General features: G+C 62.0%; 13 protein-coding genes. 9 read left to right on the top strand and 4 right to left on the bottom strand.

The genetic code is table 11. The annotated features are described in order from the left end of the window. Positions 1-28 precede the first annotated feature (28 nt). The 9 genes from C8K44_RS09490 to C8K44_RS09450 all read left to right on the top strand — a co-directional run bounded on the left by C8K44_RS09490 (position 29) and on the right by C8K44_RS09450 (position 10,890). Positions 29-1,567: a sugar ABC transporter ATP-binding protein gene (locus C8K44_RS09490; protein WP_199227061.1), complete on the top strand. Its 1,539-nt coding sequence runs from the start codon at positions 29-31 to the stop codon at positions 1,565-1,567. A 30-nt stretch (positions 1,568-1,597) separates the two neighbouring features. Then, a complete protein-coding gene (locus C8K44_RS09485; protein WP_109575533.1) occupies positions 1,598-2,641 on the top strand; it encodes an ABC transporter permease in 1,044 nt (347 codons plus the stop codon). 99 nt (positions 2,642-2,740) lie between these two features. After that, positions 2,741-3,736, top strand: a complete 996-nt coding sequence (iolG, locus tag C8K44_RS09480; RefSeq protein WP_109575532.1) for an inositol 2-dehydrogenase — start codon at positions 2,741-2,743, stop codon at positions 3,734-3,736. Between the two features lie 168 nt (positions 3,737-3,904). Then, complete coding sequence (gene iolC / locus C8K44_RS09475; protein WP_109575531.1) at positions 3,905-5,839, top strand: 5-dehydro-2-deoxygluconokinase; 1,935 nt, start codon at positions 3,905-3,907, stop codon at positions 5,837-5,839. A gap of 65 nt (positions 5,840-5,904) precedes the next feature. Continuing rightward, on the top strand, positions 5,905-7,755 hold the full coding sequence (iolD, locus tag C8K44_RS09470; RefSeq protein WP_109575698.1) for a 3D-(3,5/4)-trihydroxycyclohexane-1,2-dione acylhydrolase (decyclizing): 1,851 nt from the start codon (positions 5,905-5,907) through the stop codon (positions 7,753-7,755). A 290-nt stretch (positions 7,756-8,045) separates the two neighbouring features. Continuing rightward, on the top strand, positions 8,046-8,963 hold the full coding sequence (iolE, locus tag C8K44_RS09465) for a myo-inosose-2 dehydratase (RefSeq protein WP_109575530.1): 918 nt from the start codon (positions 8,046-8,048) through the stop codon (positions 8,961-8,963). A gap of 60 nt (positions 8,964-9,023) precedes the next feature. Beyond that, positions 9,024-9,227 carry a hypothetical protein gene (locus C8K44_RS09460; RefSeq protein ID WP_109575529.1) on the top strand — a complete coding sequence of 68 codons (204 nt, stop codon included), beginning with the start codon at positions 9,024-9,026 and terminating at the stop codon, positions 9,225-9,227. A 4-nt stretch (positions 9,228-9,231) separates the two neighbouring features. Beyond that, the gene (gene iolB / locus C8K44_RS09455) at positions 9,232-10,044 is read left to right on the top strand and encodes a 5-deoxy-glucuronate isomerase (protein WP_109575528.1); all 813 of its coding nucleotides are present in this window, start codon (positions 9,232-9,234) and stop codon (positions 10,042-10,044) included. A 39-nt stretch (positions 10,045-10,083) separates the two neighbouring features. After that, a complete protein-coding gene (locus C8K44_RS09450) occupies positions 10,084-10,890 on the top strand; it encodes a 3-methyl-2-oxobutanoate hydroxymethyltransferase (RefSeq protein WP_109575527.1) in 807 nt (268 codons plus the stop codon). 43 nt (positions 10,891-10,933) lie between these two features. On the opposite strand, the gene C8K44_RS09445 is transcribed toward C8K44_RS09450, so the two are convergent. From C8K44_RS09445 to C8K44_RS09430, 4 genes are read right to left on the bottom strand one after another with little or no spacing between them, the layout of a single operon-like run. Beyond that, on the bottom strand, positions 10,934-12,556 hold the full coding sequence (locus tag C8K44_RS09445) for a GNAT family N-acetyltransferase (protein WP_109575526.1): 1,623 nt from the start codon (positions 12,554-12,556) through the stop codon (positions 10,934-10,936). A 30-nt stretch (positions 12,557-12,586) separates the two neighbouring features. After that, positions 12,587-13,930: an HlyD family type I secretion periplasmic adaptor subunit gene (locus C8K44_RS09440; protein WP_109575525.1), complete on the bottom strand. Its 1,344-nt coding sequence runs from the start codon at positions 13,928-13,930 to the stop codon at positions 12,587-12,589. A 12-nt stretch (positions 13,931-13,942) separates the two neighbouring features. Then, a complete protein-coding gene (locus C8K44_RS09435) occupies positions 13,943-16,438 on the bottom strand; it encodes a type I secretion system permease/ATPase (protein WP_109575524.1) in 2,496 nt (831 codons plus the stop codon). A gap of 23 nt (positions 16,439-16,461) precedes the next feature. Next, positions 16,462-18,516: a type I secretion protein gene (locus tag C8K44_RS09430; protein WP_109575523.1), complete on the bottom strand. Its 2,055-nt coding sequence runs from the start codon at positions 18,514-18,516 to the stop codon at positions 16,462-16,464. Between the last annotated feature and the right edge of the window lie 23 nt (positions 18,517-18,539).

The following is an 18,539-nucleotide window of genomic DNA, read 5'->3' as shown; positions in this document are numbered from 1 at the left end:
CCGGTCCGGTCCGGGAGGACCAATCATCATGAACGGTACAGGCACTATGGACGCGACGCCCGCAGGCGGCGCTGCGATGGATGGCGGCTACCTTCTCGAAGTCGAGAACGTCCGCAAGGAATTTCCCGGCGTCGTTGCCCTGGACAATGTCCAGTTGCGCCTCAAGCGCGGCAGCGTGCATGCGCTGATGGGCGAGAACGGTGCTGGCAAGTCGACGCTGATGAAGATCGTGGCCGGTATCTACACGCCCGATTCCGGCAGCTTCAAGCTGCGCGGCGAAGACATCAAGCTGCGCGGCCCGCTCGATGCGCTCGAGCATGGCATCGCCATGATCCACCAGGAGCTGAACCTGATGGCGCCGATGACTGTGGCCGAGAACATCTGGATCCGGCGCGAGCCCCTTACCCGCTTCGGCTTCGTCGACCATGGCGAGATGCGTCGCAAGACTGCTGAGCTGTTCAAACGCCTCAACATCGACATCGATCCCGATGTGCAGGTGGGTACGCTGACGGTCGCCAGCCGCCAGATGGTCGAGATCGCCAAGGCGGTGTCTTACGAATCCGACGTGCTGATCATGGACGAGCCGACATCTGCGCTTACCGAGCGCGAGGTCGATCACCTGTTCACCATCATCCGAGCACTGCGCGGCCAGGGCAAAGGCATCATCTACATCACCCACAAGATGAACGAGCTGTTCGAGATCGCCGATGAGTTCTCGGTGTTTCGGGACGGCAAGTACATCGCCACCAAGCTGTCGCACGAGGTGACGCGCGACGACATCATTCGCATGATGGTGGGTCGGGAGATCACCCAGATGTTCCCAAAGGAAGAGGTGCCGATCGGCGCGGTGGTGCTGTCGGCCAAGGGGTTGACGCTCAAGGGTGTATTCTCCGACGTTTCCTTCGACGTGCGCTCGGGCGAAATCCTCGGCATCGCGGGCCTCGTCGGTTCGGGCCGATCCAACATCGCCGAGACCGTCTTCGGGGTGACGCCGGCGGATGCCGGTACGATCGAGCTGTTCGGCAAGACGGTGCGCATCGACAGTCCCTCGACCGCGATGCGGCACGGCATGGCGTTCCTGACCGAAGACCGCAAGGAAACCGGCTGCTTCTTGTTGCTCGACATCCAGGAAAACACCCAGATGGCGGTGTTGCAGTCGGGCTACGTCAAGAACGGCTTCGTCAAGCAGAAGCACCTGTCCAGGGATTCGGTGGAGATCAGCCAGGCGCTGAGGGTGAAGACGCCCGACATGGCCGAGCCGATCATCAATCTTTCCGGCGGCAACCAGCAAAAGGTACTGATCGCGCGCTGGCTTTTGACCAAGCCGAAAATCCTGATCCTGGACGAGCCGACGCGCGGCATCGACGTCGGCGCCAAGGCCGAAATCCATCGCCTGATCTCGAAACTGGCGGGGCAGGGCGTGGCGGTCATCATGATCTCGTCGGAAATGCCCGAAGTGCTGGGCATGAGCGACCGCATCATGGTGGTGCATGAGGGACGCGTCACCGGCTTCCTCGATCGCGCCGAAGCCAGCCAGGTCAAGATCATGGAACTCGCGTCGCACTGACGGCGCCAGCTAGCTCAAGGTGGAAGAACCATGTCGACGAACGAGATTGCGGGTTCCGCAAACGTCATTGGAAGCAAGAAGCGCCTGCCGCCCGAGGTCTCGATCCTGGGCGTGCTGATCGGCATCGCCATTGTCTTCGAGATTCTTGGCTGGATTTTCGTCGGCGACAGCTTCCTCGCCAACAAGCAGCGCCTGTCGATCATCATCCTGCAGGTGTCGGTGATCGGCATCATCGCGGTCGGCGTGACCCAGGTCATCATCACCGCCGGCGTCGACCTGTCGTCCGGCTCGATCGTCGGCCTCTCCGCCATGGTGGCTGCAAGCCTGGCGCAGACGTCGGCCAACCCGCGCGCCGTCTATCCGACGCTGACCGACATTTCGCCGATATGGGCGATCCTGGCCGGCCTCGGCGTCGGCCTCCTAGCCGGCATAGTCAACGGATCGCTGATCGCCAGAACCAAGATACCGCCCTTCATCGCCACGCTCGGCATGATGGTGTCGGCGCGTGGCCTGGCCAAGTGGTACACGCTAGGCCAGCCCGTGGCGCTGCTCGACGACAGCTTCACCTGGTTCGGCAAGAGCTTCAACATCTTCGGCTTCCCGCTGCCGCTGCCGGTCATCGTTTTCCTGCTGGTTGCCGTCATCTGCCACATTGCGCTGACCTACACCCGCTACGGCAAGTTTACCTATGCGATAGGCGCAAACCCGCAGGCAGCTCGAGTATCGGGCATCAACATCGGCGGCCACCTGATCAAGGTCTATGCCGTCGCCGGCCTGCTGTCGGGCCTGGCAGGGGTGATGACGGCGGCGCGTGCGGCTTCCGGCCAGCCCGGTATGGGCGTTGCCTACGAACTCGACGCCATTGCCGCGGCGGTCATTGGCGGCACCTCGCTGTCGGGTGGCGTCGGCCGCATCACCGGCACGGTGATCGGCACGATCATCCTGGGCGTGCTGACTTCGGGCTTCACCTTCCTCAAGGTCGGCGCCTACTATCAGGAAATCATCAAGGGCATCATCATCGTGTCGGCCGTCATCATCGACCAGCACCGCCAAAACAAGCGCAAGAAGGCGTAAGCAACAACAGGCCGCCCGGCACCCGTCGGCGGGCAGCCTTCATCCCCACAGATCAAGATTGCAGGCCCGGACGGCGCGGGCCAAGGAAATGAGGTTGTCATGACAGTTCGGTTCGGTGTCCTGGGTGCAGGCCGCATCGGCAAGGTTCACGCCAAGGCCGTTGCCTCCAACCCGCAGGCGAAGCTGGTGGCGGTGGCGGACGCCTTCGAAAAGGCCGCCAGCGATCTCGCAGAGGCCTATGGCTGCGAGGTTCGCTCCATTGACCAGATCGAGAAGGCGTCGGACATTGACGCGGTGGTGATCTGCACCCCGACGGACACCCATGCCGATCTGATCGAGCGCTTCGTGCTCGCCGGCAAGGCCGTCTTCTGCGAAAAGCCGATCGATCTCGATGCTGCGCGCGTCGAAAAGTGCCTGGCCGTGGTGGACAAGGCGGGCGGCACCCTGATGGTCGGCTTCAACCGACGGTTCGATCCGCATTTCGCCGCCGTGCGCAAGGCCATCGACGACGGCGCCATCGGAAAGGTCGAGCAGGTGGTGATCACCTCGCGCGATCCCGGGGCCCCGCCGGCTGAGTACATCACGCGCTCGGGCGGCATCTTCCGTGACATGACCATCCACGACTTCGACATGGCGCGCTTCCTGCTCGGCGCCGAGCCGGTGGCGGTGACGGCGACTGCCTCGGTGCTGGTCGACAAGAAGATCGGCGAACTTGGCGATTTCGACAGCGTCAGCGTCATCCTGGAAACGGCGACCGGGCAGCAATGCGTCATCACCAATTCGCGCCGCGCCACCTATGGCTATGACCAGCGCATCGAGGTGCACGGCTCGGACGGCATGGTGGCGGCCGAGAACCAGCGCGCAGTGTCGATCGAGGTCGCCAACGGCAAGGGTTACACCCGCCCACCGCTGCACGACTTCTTCATGACCCGCTACACCGAGGCCTATGCCGCCGAGATCGCCGCCTTCGTCGCCTCGGTGACCAAGGGCGCGAAGGTCTCGCCAAGCGGCAAGGACGGGCTGATCGCCTTGCAACTGGCCGATGCAGCGCTGCAATCGGTCAAGGAAGGCAAGACTGTTCGCCTGAAGGGCTAACCAAGACCCGCAACCACCACCCCGCCCGAGGAGGCGGGGTGATGATGCACAATCTGTCGAAGGAATAAATATTCCGATTGACTGATATGTGGAATTGAAATTTCATTGTTTGGCCTGCGACGAGTCACGCCAGGCAGGCCGGCGCGGCGGAGCGACCGGGAGGAACACATGGCCGATCCTAACACCCAGCCTACAGCGCAGCTCGACGTCATCACCATCGGGCGCGCCTCGGTCGACCTCTATGGCCAACAGACCGGTTCGCGGCTCGAGGATGTCGCTTCCTTCGCCAAGTCGGTCGGCGGCTGCCCGGCCAATATCGCCATCGGTACGGCAAGGCTCGGCCTGCGCTCGGCGCTTCTGACCCGCGTCGGCGACGAGCACATGGGCCGCTACATCCGCGAGCAGATGCTGCGCGAGGGCGTGTCCGACAAGGGATTGGTGACAGACAAGGAGCGGCTGACGGCGCTTGTGCTGTTGTCGGTGGAAAACGACCGGACGTTCCCGTTGATCTTCTACCGCGAAAACTGCGCCGACATGGCACTGAACGAAGACGACATCGCCCCTGAATTCATCCGCTCGGCACGGGCGATCGTCGTGACAGGCACGCATTTCTCGCGACCCAACACGGACGCTGCACAGCGCAAGGCGATGAAACTGGTCAAAGAGGCTGGCGGCAAGGTGGTGTTCGACATCGACTACCGCCCGAACCTGTGGGGCCTGGCAGGTCATGCCGCCGGCGAGAGCCGTTACATCGCTTCCGACAAGGTGTCGAACCACATCAAGGGCGTTCTGGCCGACTGCGACCTGATCGTCGGCACCGAAGAAGAGGTGATGATCGCCTCGGGCGAGAGCGAGCTGCTTGCGGCGCTCAAGACCATCCGCTCGCTGTCCAAGGCAACCATCGTGCTCAAGCGCGGACCGATGGGCTGCATCGTCTATGACGGGCCGATCGCTGACGACCTTGAGGCCGGTATTGTAGGCAAGGGATTCCCGATCGAGGTCTACAACGTGCTCGGCGCGGGCGATGCCTTCATGTCGGGCTTCTTGCGCGGCTGGCTGGGTGACGAAAGCCTCGCCACTGCCGCGACCTGGGCCAATGCCTGCGGCGCGTTCGCCGTGTCACGGCTGCTATGCTCGCCTGAGATCCCGACTTTCGAAGAACTACAATTCTTCCTCAAGAACGGTAGCAAGCAGCGCGCATTGCGCAAGGACGAGGCGATCAACCACGTCCACTGGGCAACGACGCGACGCAGCGACATTCCTTCGATGATGGCGCTGGCCTGCGACCACCGCATCCAGCTCGAAGACATCGCCACTCGGGTGGGTGCCGACCCCACGCGCATCCGCGACTTCAAGGTTCTGGCGGTCAAGGCCGCTGCCAAGGTGGCCGATGGCCGCGACGGTTATGGCATGCTGATCGACGAGAAATTCGGCCGCGAGGCGATGTTCGAATTCGCCCGCCATTCGTTTGGCTGGATGGGCCGGCCGGTGGAGCTGCCGGGCTCGCGGCCGTTGCGCTTCGAATTCTCCCAGGACATTGGTTCGCAGCTCGTTGAATGGCCTGTAGACCACACCATCAAATGCCTGTGCTTCTACCACCCTGACGACCCGGCTGAACTCAAGGCCGAGCAGCAGCAGAAGTTGCGCACGCTGTTCGAAGCCGCGCGCAAGGTCGGGCGCGAACTCCTTATCGAAATCATCGCGGGCAAGCACGGCACGCTCGATGAAGACACCATTCCGCGCGCGCTGGAGGAACTCTACGCACTTGGCATCAAGCCCGACTGGTGGAAGCTAGAGCCGCAGGCTTCGGCCGGCGCATGGAAAAAGATCGAGGCGGTGATCAACAGCAACGATCCCTATTGCCGGGGCGTGGTACTGCTCGGGTTGGAGGCACCGCTTGCTGAACTCGAGGTGGCGTTTGCCGCGACCGCCGACGCCGATGTGGTCAAGGGTTTTGCTGTCGGCCGCAGCATTTTTGCCCATGCGGCGGAACAGTGGCTCGGCGGCAAGATGAGCGACGATGCGGCGGTGGGCGACATGGCCCAGCGTTTCGAACAGCTGACCAAGGCATGGCTTGCGGCGCGGGACCGTCGGGCGGCATAAATCGAAAGACAGCTGAAGCGAAGCCGGCATCCCAGGATGCGCCGCTGCAGTGGGAGGAGAAGACGATGACCAAGACCGTTCGCCTGACCATGGCGCAGGCGCTGACGCGCTATCTGACGCGGCAGATGACCGTGATCGATGGCAACATGGTGCCGCTATTCGGTGGCGTGTGGGCTATCTTCGGCCACGGCAATGTCGCCGGTATCGGCGAGGCGCTCTATCAGGTCCGCGACGAACTGCCGACCTATCGCGCCCATAACGAGCAGGCGATGGCGCATGCGGCAATTGCCTTCGCCAAGGCCAACTTTCGCCAGCGCATGATGGCGGCGACCAGCTCCATCGGCCCCGGCGCGGTCAATATGGTGACGGCGGCGGCACTCGCCCACGTCAACCGGCTGCCGGTTCTGCTTCTGCCTGGCGACGTCTTCGCCAACCGCGTACCCGATCCGGTGCTGCAGCAGGTCGAGTACTTTGGCGACGGCACGGTGTCGGTCAATGACTGCTTCCGCCCGGTGTCGCGCTATTTCGACCGCATCACGCGGCCAGAGCAGATCATCCCGGCGCTGGCGCGCGCGATGCAGGTGCTGACCGATCCGGCCGAGTGTGGCCCGGTAACGCTGTCGCTGTGTCAGGACGTGCAGGCCGAGGCCTATGATTATCCCGAGAGCTTTTTTGCCGAGAAGCTGTGGACGCAGCGCCGGCCACGACCCGATCGGGACGAGCTTGCCACTGCCGCTGAAGCGTTGAAGGCAGCGAAGAAACCGCTGATCGTTGCCGGCGGCGGCGTGCTCTATTCCGGCGCCTCGGAAGAACTTGCCCGCTTTGTCGAGGCGACCGGCATTCCGATCTGCGAGACGCAAGGCGGAAAGTCCGCGCTGACCGATGATCATGCACTCAACATGGCCGCCGTCGGCGTGACCGGCACGGCCGCTGCCAATCGCCTCGCCGAAGAAGCGGATGTGGTTCTTGCCGTCGGCACGCGCCTGCAGGACTTCACCACGGGCTCCTGGGCGCTGTTCAAGAATGCCGGCAAGACCATCATTGGCCTCAACGTCCAGCTGTTCGACGCAGCCAAGCATCGCGCGCTGCCGCTGGTCGCCGATGCCAGGGAGGGGCTCGTTGAGCTTGGCACGGCAGTGGCAAGCTACAAGGCGCCAAGCGCGTGGACCGAAAATGCCAAAGCTGGCAAAGCCGAGTGGCGCAAGGCGGCCGCCAATGTGACGGCTGCGACAAACACGGCGCTGCCTTCCGACGCTCAAGTGATCGGTGCTGTGCAGCGTGCGCTGGGCAGCGAGGTCATCGTGCTTCACGCGGCGGGCGGCCTGCCGGGCGAGATGCACAAGCTGTGGCAGGCGGGCAGCCCCGGCTCCTACCACTCCGAGTATGGCTTCTCCTGCATGGGCTACGAGATCGCCGGGGGACTGGGCGCCAAGATGGCGCGGCCCGACAGGGAGGTCGTCATCATGATCGGCGACGGCTCCTATCTGATGCTGAACTCCGAGATCGCGACTTCTGTGATGCTTGGACTGAAGCTGACGATCGTGCTGCTCGACAACAGGGGCTATGGCTGCATCAACCGGCTGCAGATGGCGACCGGTGGCGCGAACTTCAACAATCTCTTGCGCGACAGCCGGCATGAGGTGCTGCCCGACATAGACTTCGTGGCCCATGCCAAGAGCCTCGGGGCAAATGCCGAAAAGGCATCATCGATCGCGGACCTCGAAGCCGCGCTCAACCGTGCCCGCAAGAGCGAGCGGACCACGGTGGTGCTGATCGACACGGACCCGCTGATCTCGACCGGCGAGGGCGGTCACTGGTGGGACGTTGCGGTGCCTGAAGTGAGTGCCCGCGCAGAGGTGAACGCCGCCCGCAAGGGCTACGAGGAAAAGCTCAAGTTGCAGCGGGTTGGAGATTGAGGCTCGGCCTGTGAGGTTCGCGCTGCCCTTGCTTGAAGCGTAGGCGCTGCCCCTCACTGTCCTGCCGGACATCTCTCCCCGTAAACGGGGAGAGAATGGCTGTCGCGATCACCTCCGTTAGTCGTTGCCGGTGGTGCCGATTTGGCGAAATCAGTGCGGCCAGCGGGTCTCTCCCCGCTTGCGGGGAGAGATGTCCGGCAGGACAGTGAGGGGGCAGAGCTGACGATGATGAATGCGCGCGAATGCTGCTGAAGCGGACGCCGAAACCCAATTGAGACCGGAGTGAAAAAGTGAAAGCTAAACTGGGCATGTCCCCCATCGCGTGGTGGAATGACGATCTTGCGGAACTGAGCGATGACGTGTCGCTGGAGGAGTGCCTGCGCCAGTCGCGTTCGGCAGGCTTCACGGGCATGGAGCAAGGCCGCCGCTTCCCAAGCACGCCGGAGGAAATGCTGCCGATCCTCAAGGCCGCCGACGTGACGCTGTGCGGAGGCTGGTTCTCCGGCACGCTGGTCAACGAAGACCTTGCCGCCAACAAAGGCCGCATCCAGCCGATGATCGACCTGTTCAAGGCGGTCGATGCGCCCTGCATCGTCTATGGCGAGGTCGGTCGCTCGATCCAGGGCGACCGCTCGAAGCCGCTGGCCACCAAGGCCATTTTGTCCGACGATGAGATGAAGGCCTATGCCCGCAAACTGACCGAATTCGGTGAATGGTGCGCGGAACAAGGCATGCCGCTGTCCTACCACCACCACATGGCGGCGGTGGTGCAGTTCGAGCACGAGCTCGATGCATTCATGAAGCATTCGGGCGAAGGCATCCCCCTGCTGCTCGACGCCGGTCACCTGGCTTTCGCGGGCGGCGACGTGTTGCGTGCCATCGACAATCACCACAGGCGCATCAGCCACGTGCATGTCAAGGACGTGCGCATGGACATCATCAAGGCTCTGGACTGGAACAAGCAGTCCTTCCTTGACGCTGTGGCGCTAGGCGCCTTCACAGTGCCCGGTGACGGCTCGCTCGACTTCGGCAAGATCGTGCGGAAGTTTGCCGACTATGGCTATGAGGGCTGGTTCGTCGTCGAAGCCGAGCAGGATCCCAGAAAGAATCCGCCGCTGAGGATGGCTCAGGTCGGCCATGCCGAGTTGACGCGGGTGATGACGGCTGCCGGCTACACCGTCGAAACTCAGGGCTTTCCCGGTGCTTGAGCGCGGTGCCAGAGCCGGCTACGATCCAGGGATATGGCTCCGAGAGGCAGTGCCCAATTGATGCAGGATCAGAACCATCCTTTCCTGAGGCCGCTGTGGCGACGAATCGCGCTCGTGGCGTTTTGCGCCGCATGGTCGATCTTCGAATTCGCAACGGGCTCCGCTTTTTGGGGCACCCTCGCTGGGGGCATGGCGGTGATCGGGGCATACCAGTTCCTGATTGCATACAAGCCCGACGCCAATAGTGAAGCCGGCAAGGAGTGAATGGATGTCGAAACTTCTGATCAAGCCCAAGCATGGCACTGGACGCGTCACCCATGTGACGCCCGAAAGCGCAGGCTGGACCTATGTCGGCTTCGACCTCCACAAGCTCGAACCCGGCGATACCTATGGCGACTGGACGGCGGACCGCGAGACCTGCCTGGTGCTGGTATCGGGCAAGGCGCATGTCCGGGTCGGGGAAGACGACCTCGGCACGCTGGGCGAGCGCATGTCGCCGTTCGAAGGCAAGCCGTGGTCGGTCTATGTGCCTGCGGGAGGCGACTGGTCGGTGAGAGCCGAGACCGATGTGGAACTGGCCGTGTGCACGGCACCCGACGTCGGCGGCAATCTGCCCGTTCGAGTGATTGGCCCTGACGACGTCAAACAGGAGACACGCGGCAAGGGCACCAACACGCGCTACGTCACAAACATCCTGCCGGAAAGCGAGCCGGCGGATTCATTGCTTGTCGTCGAGGTAATCACGCCGGGTGGTCATACGTCGAGCTATCCACCGCACAAGCACGACGAAGACAATTTGCCTGACGAGTCGCTGCTGGAGGAGACCTATTACCACCGGCTCAACCCGCCTCAGGGTTTTGCCTTCCAGCGCGTCTATACCGAGTTCAACGACGCCGGTCATCGCGAACTCGATGAGGCGATGGCGATCGAAGACGGCGACGTGACGCTGGTGCCCAAGGGTTACCATCCGTGCGCGGCCTGCCATGGCTATGACCTGTACTATCTCAATGTGATGGCGGGGCCGAAGCGGACGTGGAAGTTCCACAACGCGCAAGAACATGAGTGGCTGCTGAAGGCGTAACGCCCAACCAAAGATACAATCCTGAGCGAAGGAAGAACGATGGCACGCAACAGGCCAACGATCGCGGATTTGCGCGCGCTAAAAGGCAAACGGCAGCTGTCGAAACTCAGGGTAACGACGCTGGAGGAGGCCGAGGCAGCCGAGCGCGCAGGTATCGACCTGTTGTCGGTGACCTACGGGCTGATGCTCGACAAGCGTTTTCGCGATGCGGCTCCGACCTGTTTTGCGGTGCCTGGCGACGAGTACGGGATGATGGGGGCGACGACGAGCGAGATCCTTCGCACGGCAGTCAAGCTCAAGGCTGCGAGTGCTGACGCTGTATATTGCTCGGCGAGCCTCAAGACGATCCGTCGGCTGCGCGACGAGCACATCCCGGTATGCGGCCACGTTGGGTTGATCCCGACACACTCGACCTGGACCGGTGGCTTTCGCGCCGTGGGGAAGTCGGTAGAAACAGCGATGCTGGTCTGGAAGCAGGTCAAGGACCTCGAAGAAGCCGGGGCATTTGCTGCAGAGATTGAAGTCGTGCCGGCAGAGGTTGCAGCGGCCATATCCAAGCGAACGCAGCTGGTGATGATTTCGATGGGAGCAGGCGCTGGCTGCGACGCCCAGTATTTGTTTGCCGAAGATGTGCTTGGCGTGAACCGGGGGCATTTTCCGCGCCATGCCAAGGTCTATCGCAATCTTGCGGCGGAGTTCGACCGCATCCAGCAGGAGCGCATTGCGGCGTTCGGCGAGTATGCGGCTGACATTGCCACCGGCGCTTATCCGGACGGCAGTCACATGGTCGGTATCGGAACCGATGAGATGCGCAAGTTCGAGGATTTTCTACGGCAGCAGGCATGAACCTGGTGCCGTAGATTTGCGAGAGCGTAAGATTTTCTAGAGCCTAAATGGCAGTAACCAGCTGGCGTGCAGCCGACTTGGGCTGTGGGTCGAGCCTGATGTAGCTTGGCCGGGTTTCCCGTTTCAACCGGGTGAGCAGCGCCTCCGCCTTGACAACCAGCGCGTCACTGCGCCCTTGCGCCTCAAGCTCTCGCTCGAGCGCCTCGAGCGTGTCGATGGCCTCCTCGGCGCGGTCAAGCTCGGCAAGACTCTTGGCCATCGAGAATTTCGCCCCGTTGAAGTTGCGGTCCAGCTCAAGTGTGCGACGGAACGCCTCGACGGCGGCGGCGTGATCATCCAGCGCCTGAGCTGAGAATCCGAGCCGGAACCAGATCTTGGCTACGCTGGGGGCAACTCCCGTCAATGTCTTGAAAAGCTGTCTTGCTTCGCGGTGATCGCCCCTGTCGGAAACCAACTGGCCAAGACCGTAAAGCGCCTTGCCATGCAGCGGGTCGGTGTCGAGGATCTGGCGGTAGCCGTTTTCGGCATGCTCCAGTTTGCCACCTTCATGAAAACGCGTCACCTCGGCGAACACCCCGTCAAGCGTTCGCGGATCAAGCCGGTTGCCGACGTTGAGCCCGTCCTTGGTGTAGATCATGGCGCATCGGATCTTGCTCTCGGTAACGCCAAAGGCAAACTTGTAGGGCTCGTCGCCACGCAGGAAGTCGTAGGTGCCAAAGCCGCGCGCGATCGCAAGCTGGATGCTGTGGCCGTGGAGGATCAGCCCAACCGGGATCGATGTGGCGGTCTCGTCGCGACCGGAGATGTAAAACAGCATCTCCCTTTTGACCGGATCTACGAAACTGGCCAGCGCGCCGAGTGGCCTGTCACCTTGCCACAACACCGGCATGAACAGTGAACCGGTCTCGAAACTGGTTCGCAGCACGACCTTGTTGTGGCGAAGAATCGACTGCAGCCGGTCGCCTTTGCGCGCGCCCCAGCGCGTACGCCAGAAATGCAGCATCATGTCGATGTCGCGATCAAGCGTGCCGGTGTCCACATGAGTGATGCGTAACTCGCCTGCTTCGACCTTGCGCATGAAGCGGCGCAGCTTCTGGCGCGTGTTGGTGCTCAGCACATTGTCGAGATAGGCGTCGAAGCTTTCGGGCAAGGTCGCGGCAAAGCAGCGGCAGTTGTCGACATTGTCGGCCTTGTTGACGCGGGAGAACTCACGCAACGCCAGTGTTTCGCGCGGGAATTGGCCGAGGAAAGCCAAAAGCCTTTCGTCCGACATGCGCATGTTTTCGAGATGAATTCTTGTCCAGGCCAAGTTGCGGATATGGCGGGCGAATGCCTGCATCGTCTGCTGCGCCAAGGCCGGCACGCAGAGGGCCCCTGTATAGTCGGCGGCATAATTGCCGGCCATGTTGATTTCGTTGAAGAAATGCCCCGTCTTGGTGTCCATACGCGTGCGCAGGCGCAGAGGCATCAACCCGACATAAGGCGTTCCGGGGCCGTCCTCGCGCGCCGCAAGGACAAACCATGTACCGTCATAAAGCCGAAGGTGGCGCGACAACCATGTCCACGACAGGAAGAACTGGGCTTCAGGGTCCTCGTTATAGATCCGATCCCAATCTTCCCTGATACCTTCGAGTTTGCCTGTATCGGTGATGACGTCGATCTGCATGTTTCCCCCAACTTGTGGCCTTGTTCTTGCTCACCGCTCCATGAATGCGCGCGACATGGAGTCTGCGATCGGCTTAGTCAGATATCTGAAGAAGGTCCGCTCTTCCGTCTGAACCAGGACCTCGGCCGGCATGCCGGGCGTCGGCGTGAAACCGTGTACCCGTGCGATCTCGCTCATTGGCAGGCTGATGCGGGCGACGTAGATTTCGCGCGGTGCGGGTCCCGAATTGTCGGGCAGGGCATCGGCGGAGACGTAGATCACTTGGCCATTGAGGACCGGCGTGGTGCGCCGGTTGAGGGCGGAAAGCCGCACGGCCGCACTCTGGCCCACGCGAACGTTGTCGATGTCGGAGCGGGAAATGAGCGCTTCGATCACGAGCGGCACCTCGGACGGCAGGATCTCCAGGATCGGCTTGCCGCTTTCGATGACACCCCCTGAGGTATGGTAGTACATGCGCACGATGGTGCCGGCCACCGGCGCGTTGATGGTGACCCGGTTCAGCACGCTTTGAGCCTGACGGAGCTGTTCGCGAACGGTATCCAGATCGCCCTCGAGGTTCTGTAGCTGGTCGAGTGCTGCCTGCTTGTAGGCGTCTTCCGCCTGCTGGATCTGCTGTTCGAGTTTGATGATCTCGGCGCCGGTCTCAGAGACTTCGGCTGCTAGTCGGCCGATCTGGCCTTCGGCATCGGCCATGGCGCGCTGGATCGACTTGAGTTCGGTCGCCCGGAGAAGGCCCTTGTCGGCCAGGGTCTTCTTGCCGGCGTACTCCTCCTTCATCAGTTCCAGTTGTCTTTGGACCGCGTTGTGCTGCTGCTGATAGCCCTCGGCACGGAAGCGGAAGGCGGAGATGTTTTGTTGCAGCAAGCCGATCTCGCTTTGGAGTTTGTTGCGCGCGCCTTCGAAATTCAATTTCTGGCTATCGACGATCGGCTTGATCTCGGGGTCGTCGATGTTGTCGGTGACGTCCTTCGGATACGAAATCTCGGGGGAGCGGGTGACTTCGGCAGTCAGGCGCGCAGCGATGGCATCCAGGCGCACCTGGCGCAGGAACAATTGTCGCTCGGTCGCCTTTGCCGCTGTCTCGTCGAGGCGGATCAATGGCTGGTCGTAGCGGACGTGATCGCCCTCGCTGACCAGAAGGTCCTTGATGATGCCACCTTCCAGGTGCTGGACGATCTTGTTTTGCCCTGAAGCCACGAACGAACCCTGCGCGATGATCGCTGCGGCAAGCGGGGCGGTGAACGCCCAGGTGCCGAAGCCGCCGAAGGTGATGGCGATGAGCAGCAGGCCGACCTTGGTCTGCTTGCTGATCGAGCGCGGTACATCTGCGTACCATTCGAGATCGTGGACCTTAACAATTGACGTGTCGCTCATTGCGGTGTCCGCCTACTGAATCTGATGCCCGAAGGAACCGCCTTCGATGCTGAGGCCACGCTGAGCGAGAGCCTGAAGAACGTCCTGGCGCGCGCCGAACAATGCCACCGTGCCGTTGACCAGCAGCAGGATCTTATCGACGTTCTGAAGCAAAGCCGGCCGCTGGGTGATGGTGATGACGGTGATCTTGTTGTCCTTGGCGTGCTGGAGCGCGCGGGCAAGGGCTATGTCGCCGGCCGCGTCGAGATTTGAGTTCGGCTCATCAAGCACGACCATGCGCGGGTTGCCGAAGAAGGCTCGGGCAAGTGCAATCCGCTGCTTTTGACCGCCTGAAAGCGGGGCTCCGTCGGCGGCCACGAATGTCTCGTAGCCGTGCGGCAGGGTTGCGATCATCTCGTGCACGTCGGCGAGTTGGGCTGCCTCGTAGATTTCGGCGTCGGAGGCATCGTCGCGCATGCGGGCGATGTTGGCCTTGATCGAAGCGGGGAATAGCTGCACGTCCTGCGGCAGATAGCCGATGTTCTCGCCGAATTGGCGCTGGTCCCAATTACGCAGGTCCATCAGGTCGAGGCGGACGTTGCCCGACGTCGGCAGGATGGACCCGACCAGCATCTTGCCGAGCGTGGTCTTGCCGGCGCCTGAGTTGCCGATGACGGCCAAGGAGTCGCCCGGCGCCAGAGCGAAGGTGATGCCGTTCAACACGACCCGCTTGGTGCCTTGGGGCACAAACAGCAGGCGTTCGACATCCAGGCGCCCTTCCGGACGCGGCAGGTTCAGGCGTTCGAAATTGAGTGGCGAAGCCTGGAGCAGGCTAGCGATACGGCCATAGGCGGCGCGCGACTGGATGACCTGGTTCCAGCCCTCGATCGCGCCTTCGATCGGACCAAGCGCACGGCTGGCGATGATCGACGCTGCAATCACCATGCCGCCGCTGAGATGGCCGTCGAGGGCCAGATGCGCGCCCCAACCGAGCATGGCTATCTGCGTGAGCAAGCGGGTAGCCTTGGATGCCGAGGCAAATGCGATGTTGCGATCTTGGGCGATGACCTGGGCACGCAGCGAACTCGCCGTGTCCTTGCCCCAGATGCGGACGGCTTCGGGGATCATCGCAAGTGCGTTGATGATCTGCGAGTTCCGCGACATCGAATCGAGGTGCAGATTGGCCTTGCTCTGGAACGAGTTGGCTTCGCTGAAGGGCGCTTCGGTCGAGCGCTGGTTGATGATGGTGATGACCAAAAGGATCAGTGAGGTGGTCACGACTATGAAGCCGAGATGCGGATGCACCATGAACACGGCGAGCACGAACAGTGGAGCCAGCGGCGCGTCAAGCAGCGTCAGCAAGGTGCCTGAAACCAGGAAGGAGCGAAGTTGCTGGAGATCGCTCAGCGTCTGGTATTCGCGACCGTTCGAATGCAGTGCCGCGCGGGCGGCGGCACTGAGGATCGGCGCGCCAAGCTGAGCTGCGACCTCGACAGCCGTGCGCATCAGGATCAGACGACGGATGGCGTCGAAGATGGTCTGCAGCACCACAGCGCCGACAATCACGATTGTCAGCATGATCAGGGTATCGACCGAGCGGCTGGTCAGCACGCGGTCGGAGATCTGGAACAGATAAAGCGGTATCGCCAGAACCAGGATGTTGCTGGCCAAGGTGAACAGCATGACGATCAACAGGTTGCGCTTGACGACCTTGAGGCCGGTCCTGAGCGACGCGGAAAAGTCGATTGGCCCCAGGCGCTTGTGAAAGACGCCGCCACCACCGCCACCGCCGCCGCCTCCACCACCGCCGTCGGTGTTGCCTCCGTTCGGGCCGTTGGTGTCAGGCAGTTTTTCCTTGGCTTTGATCGGCCCGTTGTCGGCGTCAATCACCTTGCCGACCGGCGTGGCGGGCTTGCTCTTCATCTCGGTCTTGGCTTGCGGCTCAGCAACCCGCATCTCGGGAGGAGGGGTATTCACTGACGCCGGTTTCACCTCGCGCGCTGGCTGGGCAGCTGTCGGGTGGGCTTGGGCCGCGCCCTGAGCGGGAGGAGTGACGGGAGCTTTTGGAAATTCGCGTTGGGCCGGATGGGCTTGGGCTGCTTGAGGCGGCGTCTCCGCCGGGACTTCGGCCGGGGATGCGTTATGGGAATTGCCTTGCGCCGAAGGCCTCCGCTCGGGAGGGATCACGGTAGGCTCGGCGACTGGTGGCTTGGCAGAAGGTGGTGTGTGCCCGCTCGCCTTGCCGGTATCTGTAGCTGGCAGGGCTTTTGCAACGGTATCTGGCGGTGGGGCGGCCTCGGCTTTTGTCTTGTCGTCGGCTGCCTCGTGCAATTCGCCAATGACGTTGTCGATGTAACGCTCAAGACGGTCGAGTGCCTCTTCTTGAGACGCCATGGCAGTCGACAATTTCACGTCCTGCGCAGGTTTGGGCTGCACCGGCTTCGGGCGGGCATGGCTGCCCTCCCGGTAGTCGTCGTCATCCGGCGTATTGTGGAAGACGCTCCAACCCTGCTCGCGGTCGTCAGTCATGTTGTCGTATTCCTCTGAAGGGCTTAGCCCAGCATGTGCTGCATGACGTCGGCCGATGCGGAATCGGCGGGCTGTGGCGTGATATGGTCGTTGACGTGCGGCGCGCTGCCTGTGTCTCCGGTACTGTCGGTCAGGAAGGCCACGGCCTCGTTGACGAGGATGTCGGGGTTCTGGGCTCCCATATCAGGGGCGCTCGAAACGAGATTGGCCTGGATCAGGATTTCATCGGAGTAGTGGTCGCCGCCGACGTAAATCTTGTTGGCGCCATCGACGTCGACGATGGTCGCGTGGTTGACCAACTGATTGCCACCCGTGGCGATGGTCCAGTCGGCATTCGGATCCGGAGCGATCTTGTTCATGGCGAGAGCTATCTGGTCGCTGTCGCCCATGATTGTCGCTTGATTGAGGTATTGCAGATTGTAGATGTCGCCAGAAATGTAGAGCACGCGCAGCAGGCCAGAGCCCGCGAATGCAGGATCCTGGAGGATCGAATCCGGCAAGTCCTTCTTGCCGGCGGAGAGATCGTCGTTTGCCTGCTTGTAGGCATCGGGCAGCGCCTGGTACTGGCCGGTGCCGACAGTGATGATGCTTGCCTGGTTCCAGGTCAGATTGCCCGCGGTCGAGACCGAGCCCTGGCCAGTCGTTTCAAAGCCTGAGACGGCTCCAATCGTGTCATTGTCTATCAGAAGGTTGAACTGCTGTATGATGCTGGCGTCGTAGACATTGCCGCCAATTATGATGAGGTCGTAATTGTGACCGAGTTCAGTGAGATCGACGGCGTTGAAGCCTGTGTTGTCGCCGGTCGACACATAAGTCTGTACGCCCGACGATGCCGCGAGAACGACGTCGTTGTCGGTCACGAAGCTGAACTGGTTGATCCAGTTCATCATGATCAGATCGCCGGTGATTTGCGTCACCACGTAGTACGAGGGGAAGTCCGGGGCGGCTTCTGCCGGTGCCTGATCGGCGGTCGGGTCGATGTGCTTGAACATCGCGATGTTGAAGCTTTGATCCGCGGTCTGACCAGGGTCGAAAGGCCAGCCGCTGATCGCTGCGCCGATGCTGTCGATGTCGGATGTGGCGTTGATCTGGACGATCGCGTTGACCGAAATGTGGTCGCCGATGACGGCCATGACGCTGGCGGAAGCCCAGTCGTTGACCACCACGGCAGAGTTGATGACGGTGTTGTCGCCGGTTGAGATGTTGACGCTCGGACTGGTTGTTCCGACGCCCCAGCCATGCATGAAGTCGCTAGAGTCTGGTGCTACGCTCATGTTGAGCGGACCATTCGGACCTTCTACCGTAGTGTCCTTGTCCTTGAGATAGTCGACGTAGTCTTCCATCTTGGGCGTGTCGGCCTCGTCGATGAGCTTGCCGTTCAGGTAAGTGCCCTCGATGGTCGTGCCCTTGGTCGTGAAGATGTCCGCGTCGCCGTGGCCGTCCGCGCTGAAGCTTTCGAGCCTTGCGACCGCCGTGGTCACGAACTGCGCCATCTCCTGGGGCGTGCCCGGGAGCGTCAGATCGTCGATCGGGTTGATGTTGGCGGCGGCCTGATGCAGCGCTTCCATCTGGCTGTCGTCGACCGGAGGCGGTGTGAATTTCAACCCGCTGCCACCTACGCTGACATAGTCGTTGTCGGAGAGGCGGATTTCCTGGTTGATGAAAATGGCCACAGAACCCGGTGGGTCGAGCTCCGGCAGGTGGACATCCACCTCATGGCTGATCGACCATCCGGGGATGAACGCGTGCGGGAAGTTATGGTCCGGAGGGGAAAGGAGTGGGCCATCGGGAATGGGAATATCTTGCGGCGCCAAATGGACATATGGCAGCACCGTCGCCATTTCGATGCCCGGTTTCAGGGGCTTATATGGCACGTATGGATCGAAGTCCTCGAACTGGTGGGAGGCATCGATCTTGATGGTATATGTCGAGTGTTCAGGTTGCTTGTCGTCTGCCTTGTGGGTGGCCCGGAATTCGTCATAGGCCTGCTTTAGGCGTGCTTCTTCGTCCGCTGTTGCGAACAATCCGGCGAAATGGACAATCGCCTCGGTGACCTTGCCGAAATATGCGGAATACATGATATCGCCTCCGCCCGGAGTTC

Origin of the sequence: Aminobacter sp. AP02 (assembly GCF_003148805.1) — a bacterium.
In the GTDB taxonomy this organism is placed as follows: Bacteria; Pseudomonadota; Alphaproteobacteria; order Rhizobiales; family Rhizobiaceae; genus Aminobacter.
This window is presented reverse-complemented; position numbering and strand designations above follow the sequence as displayed.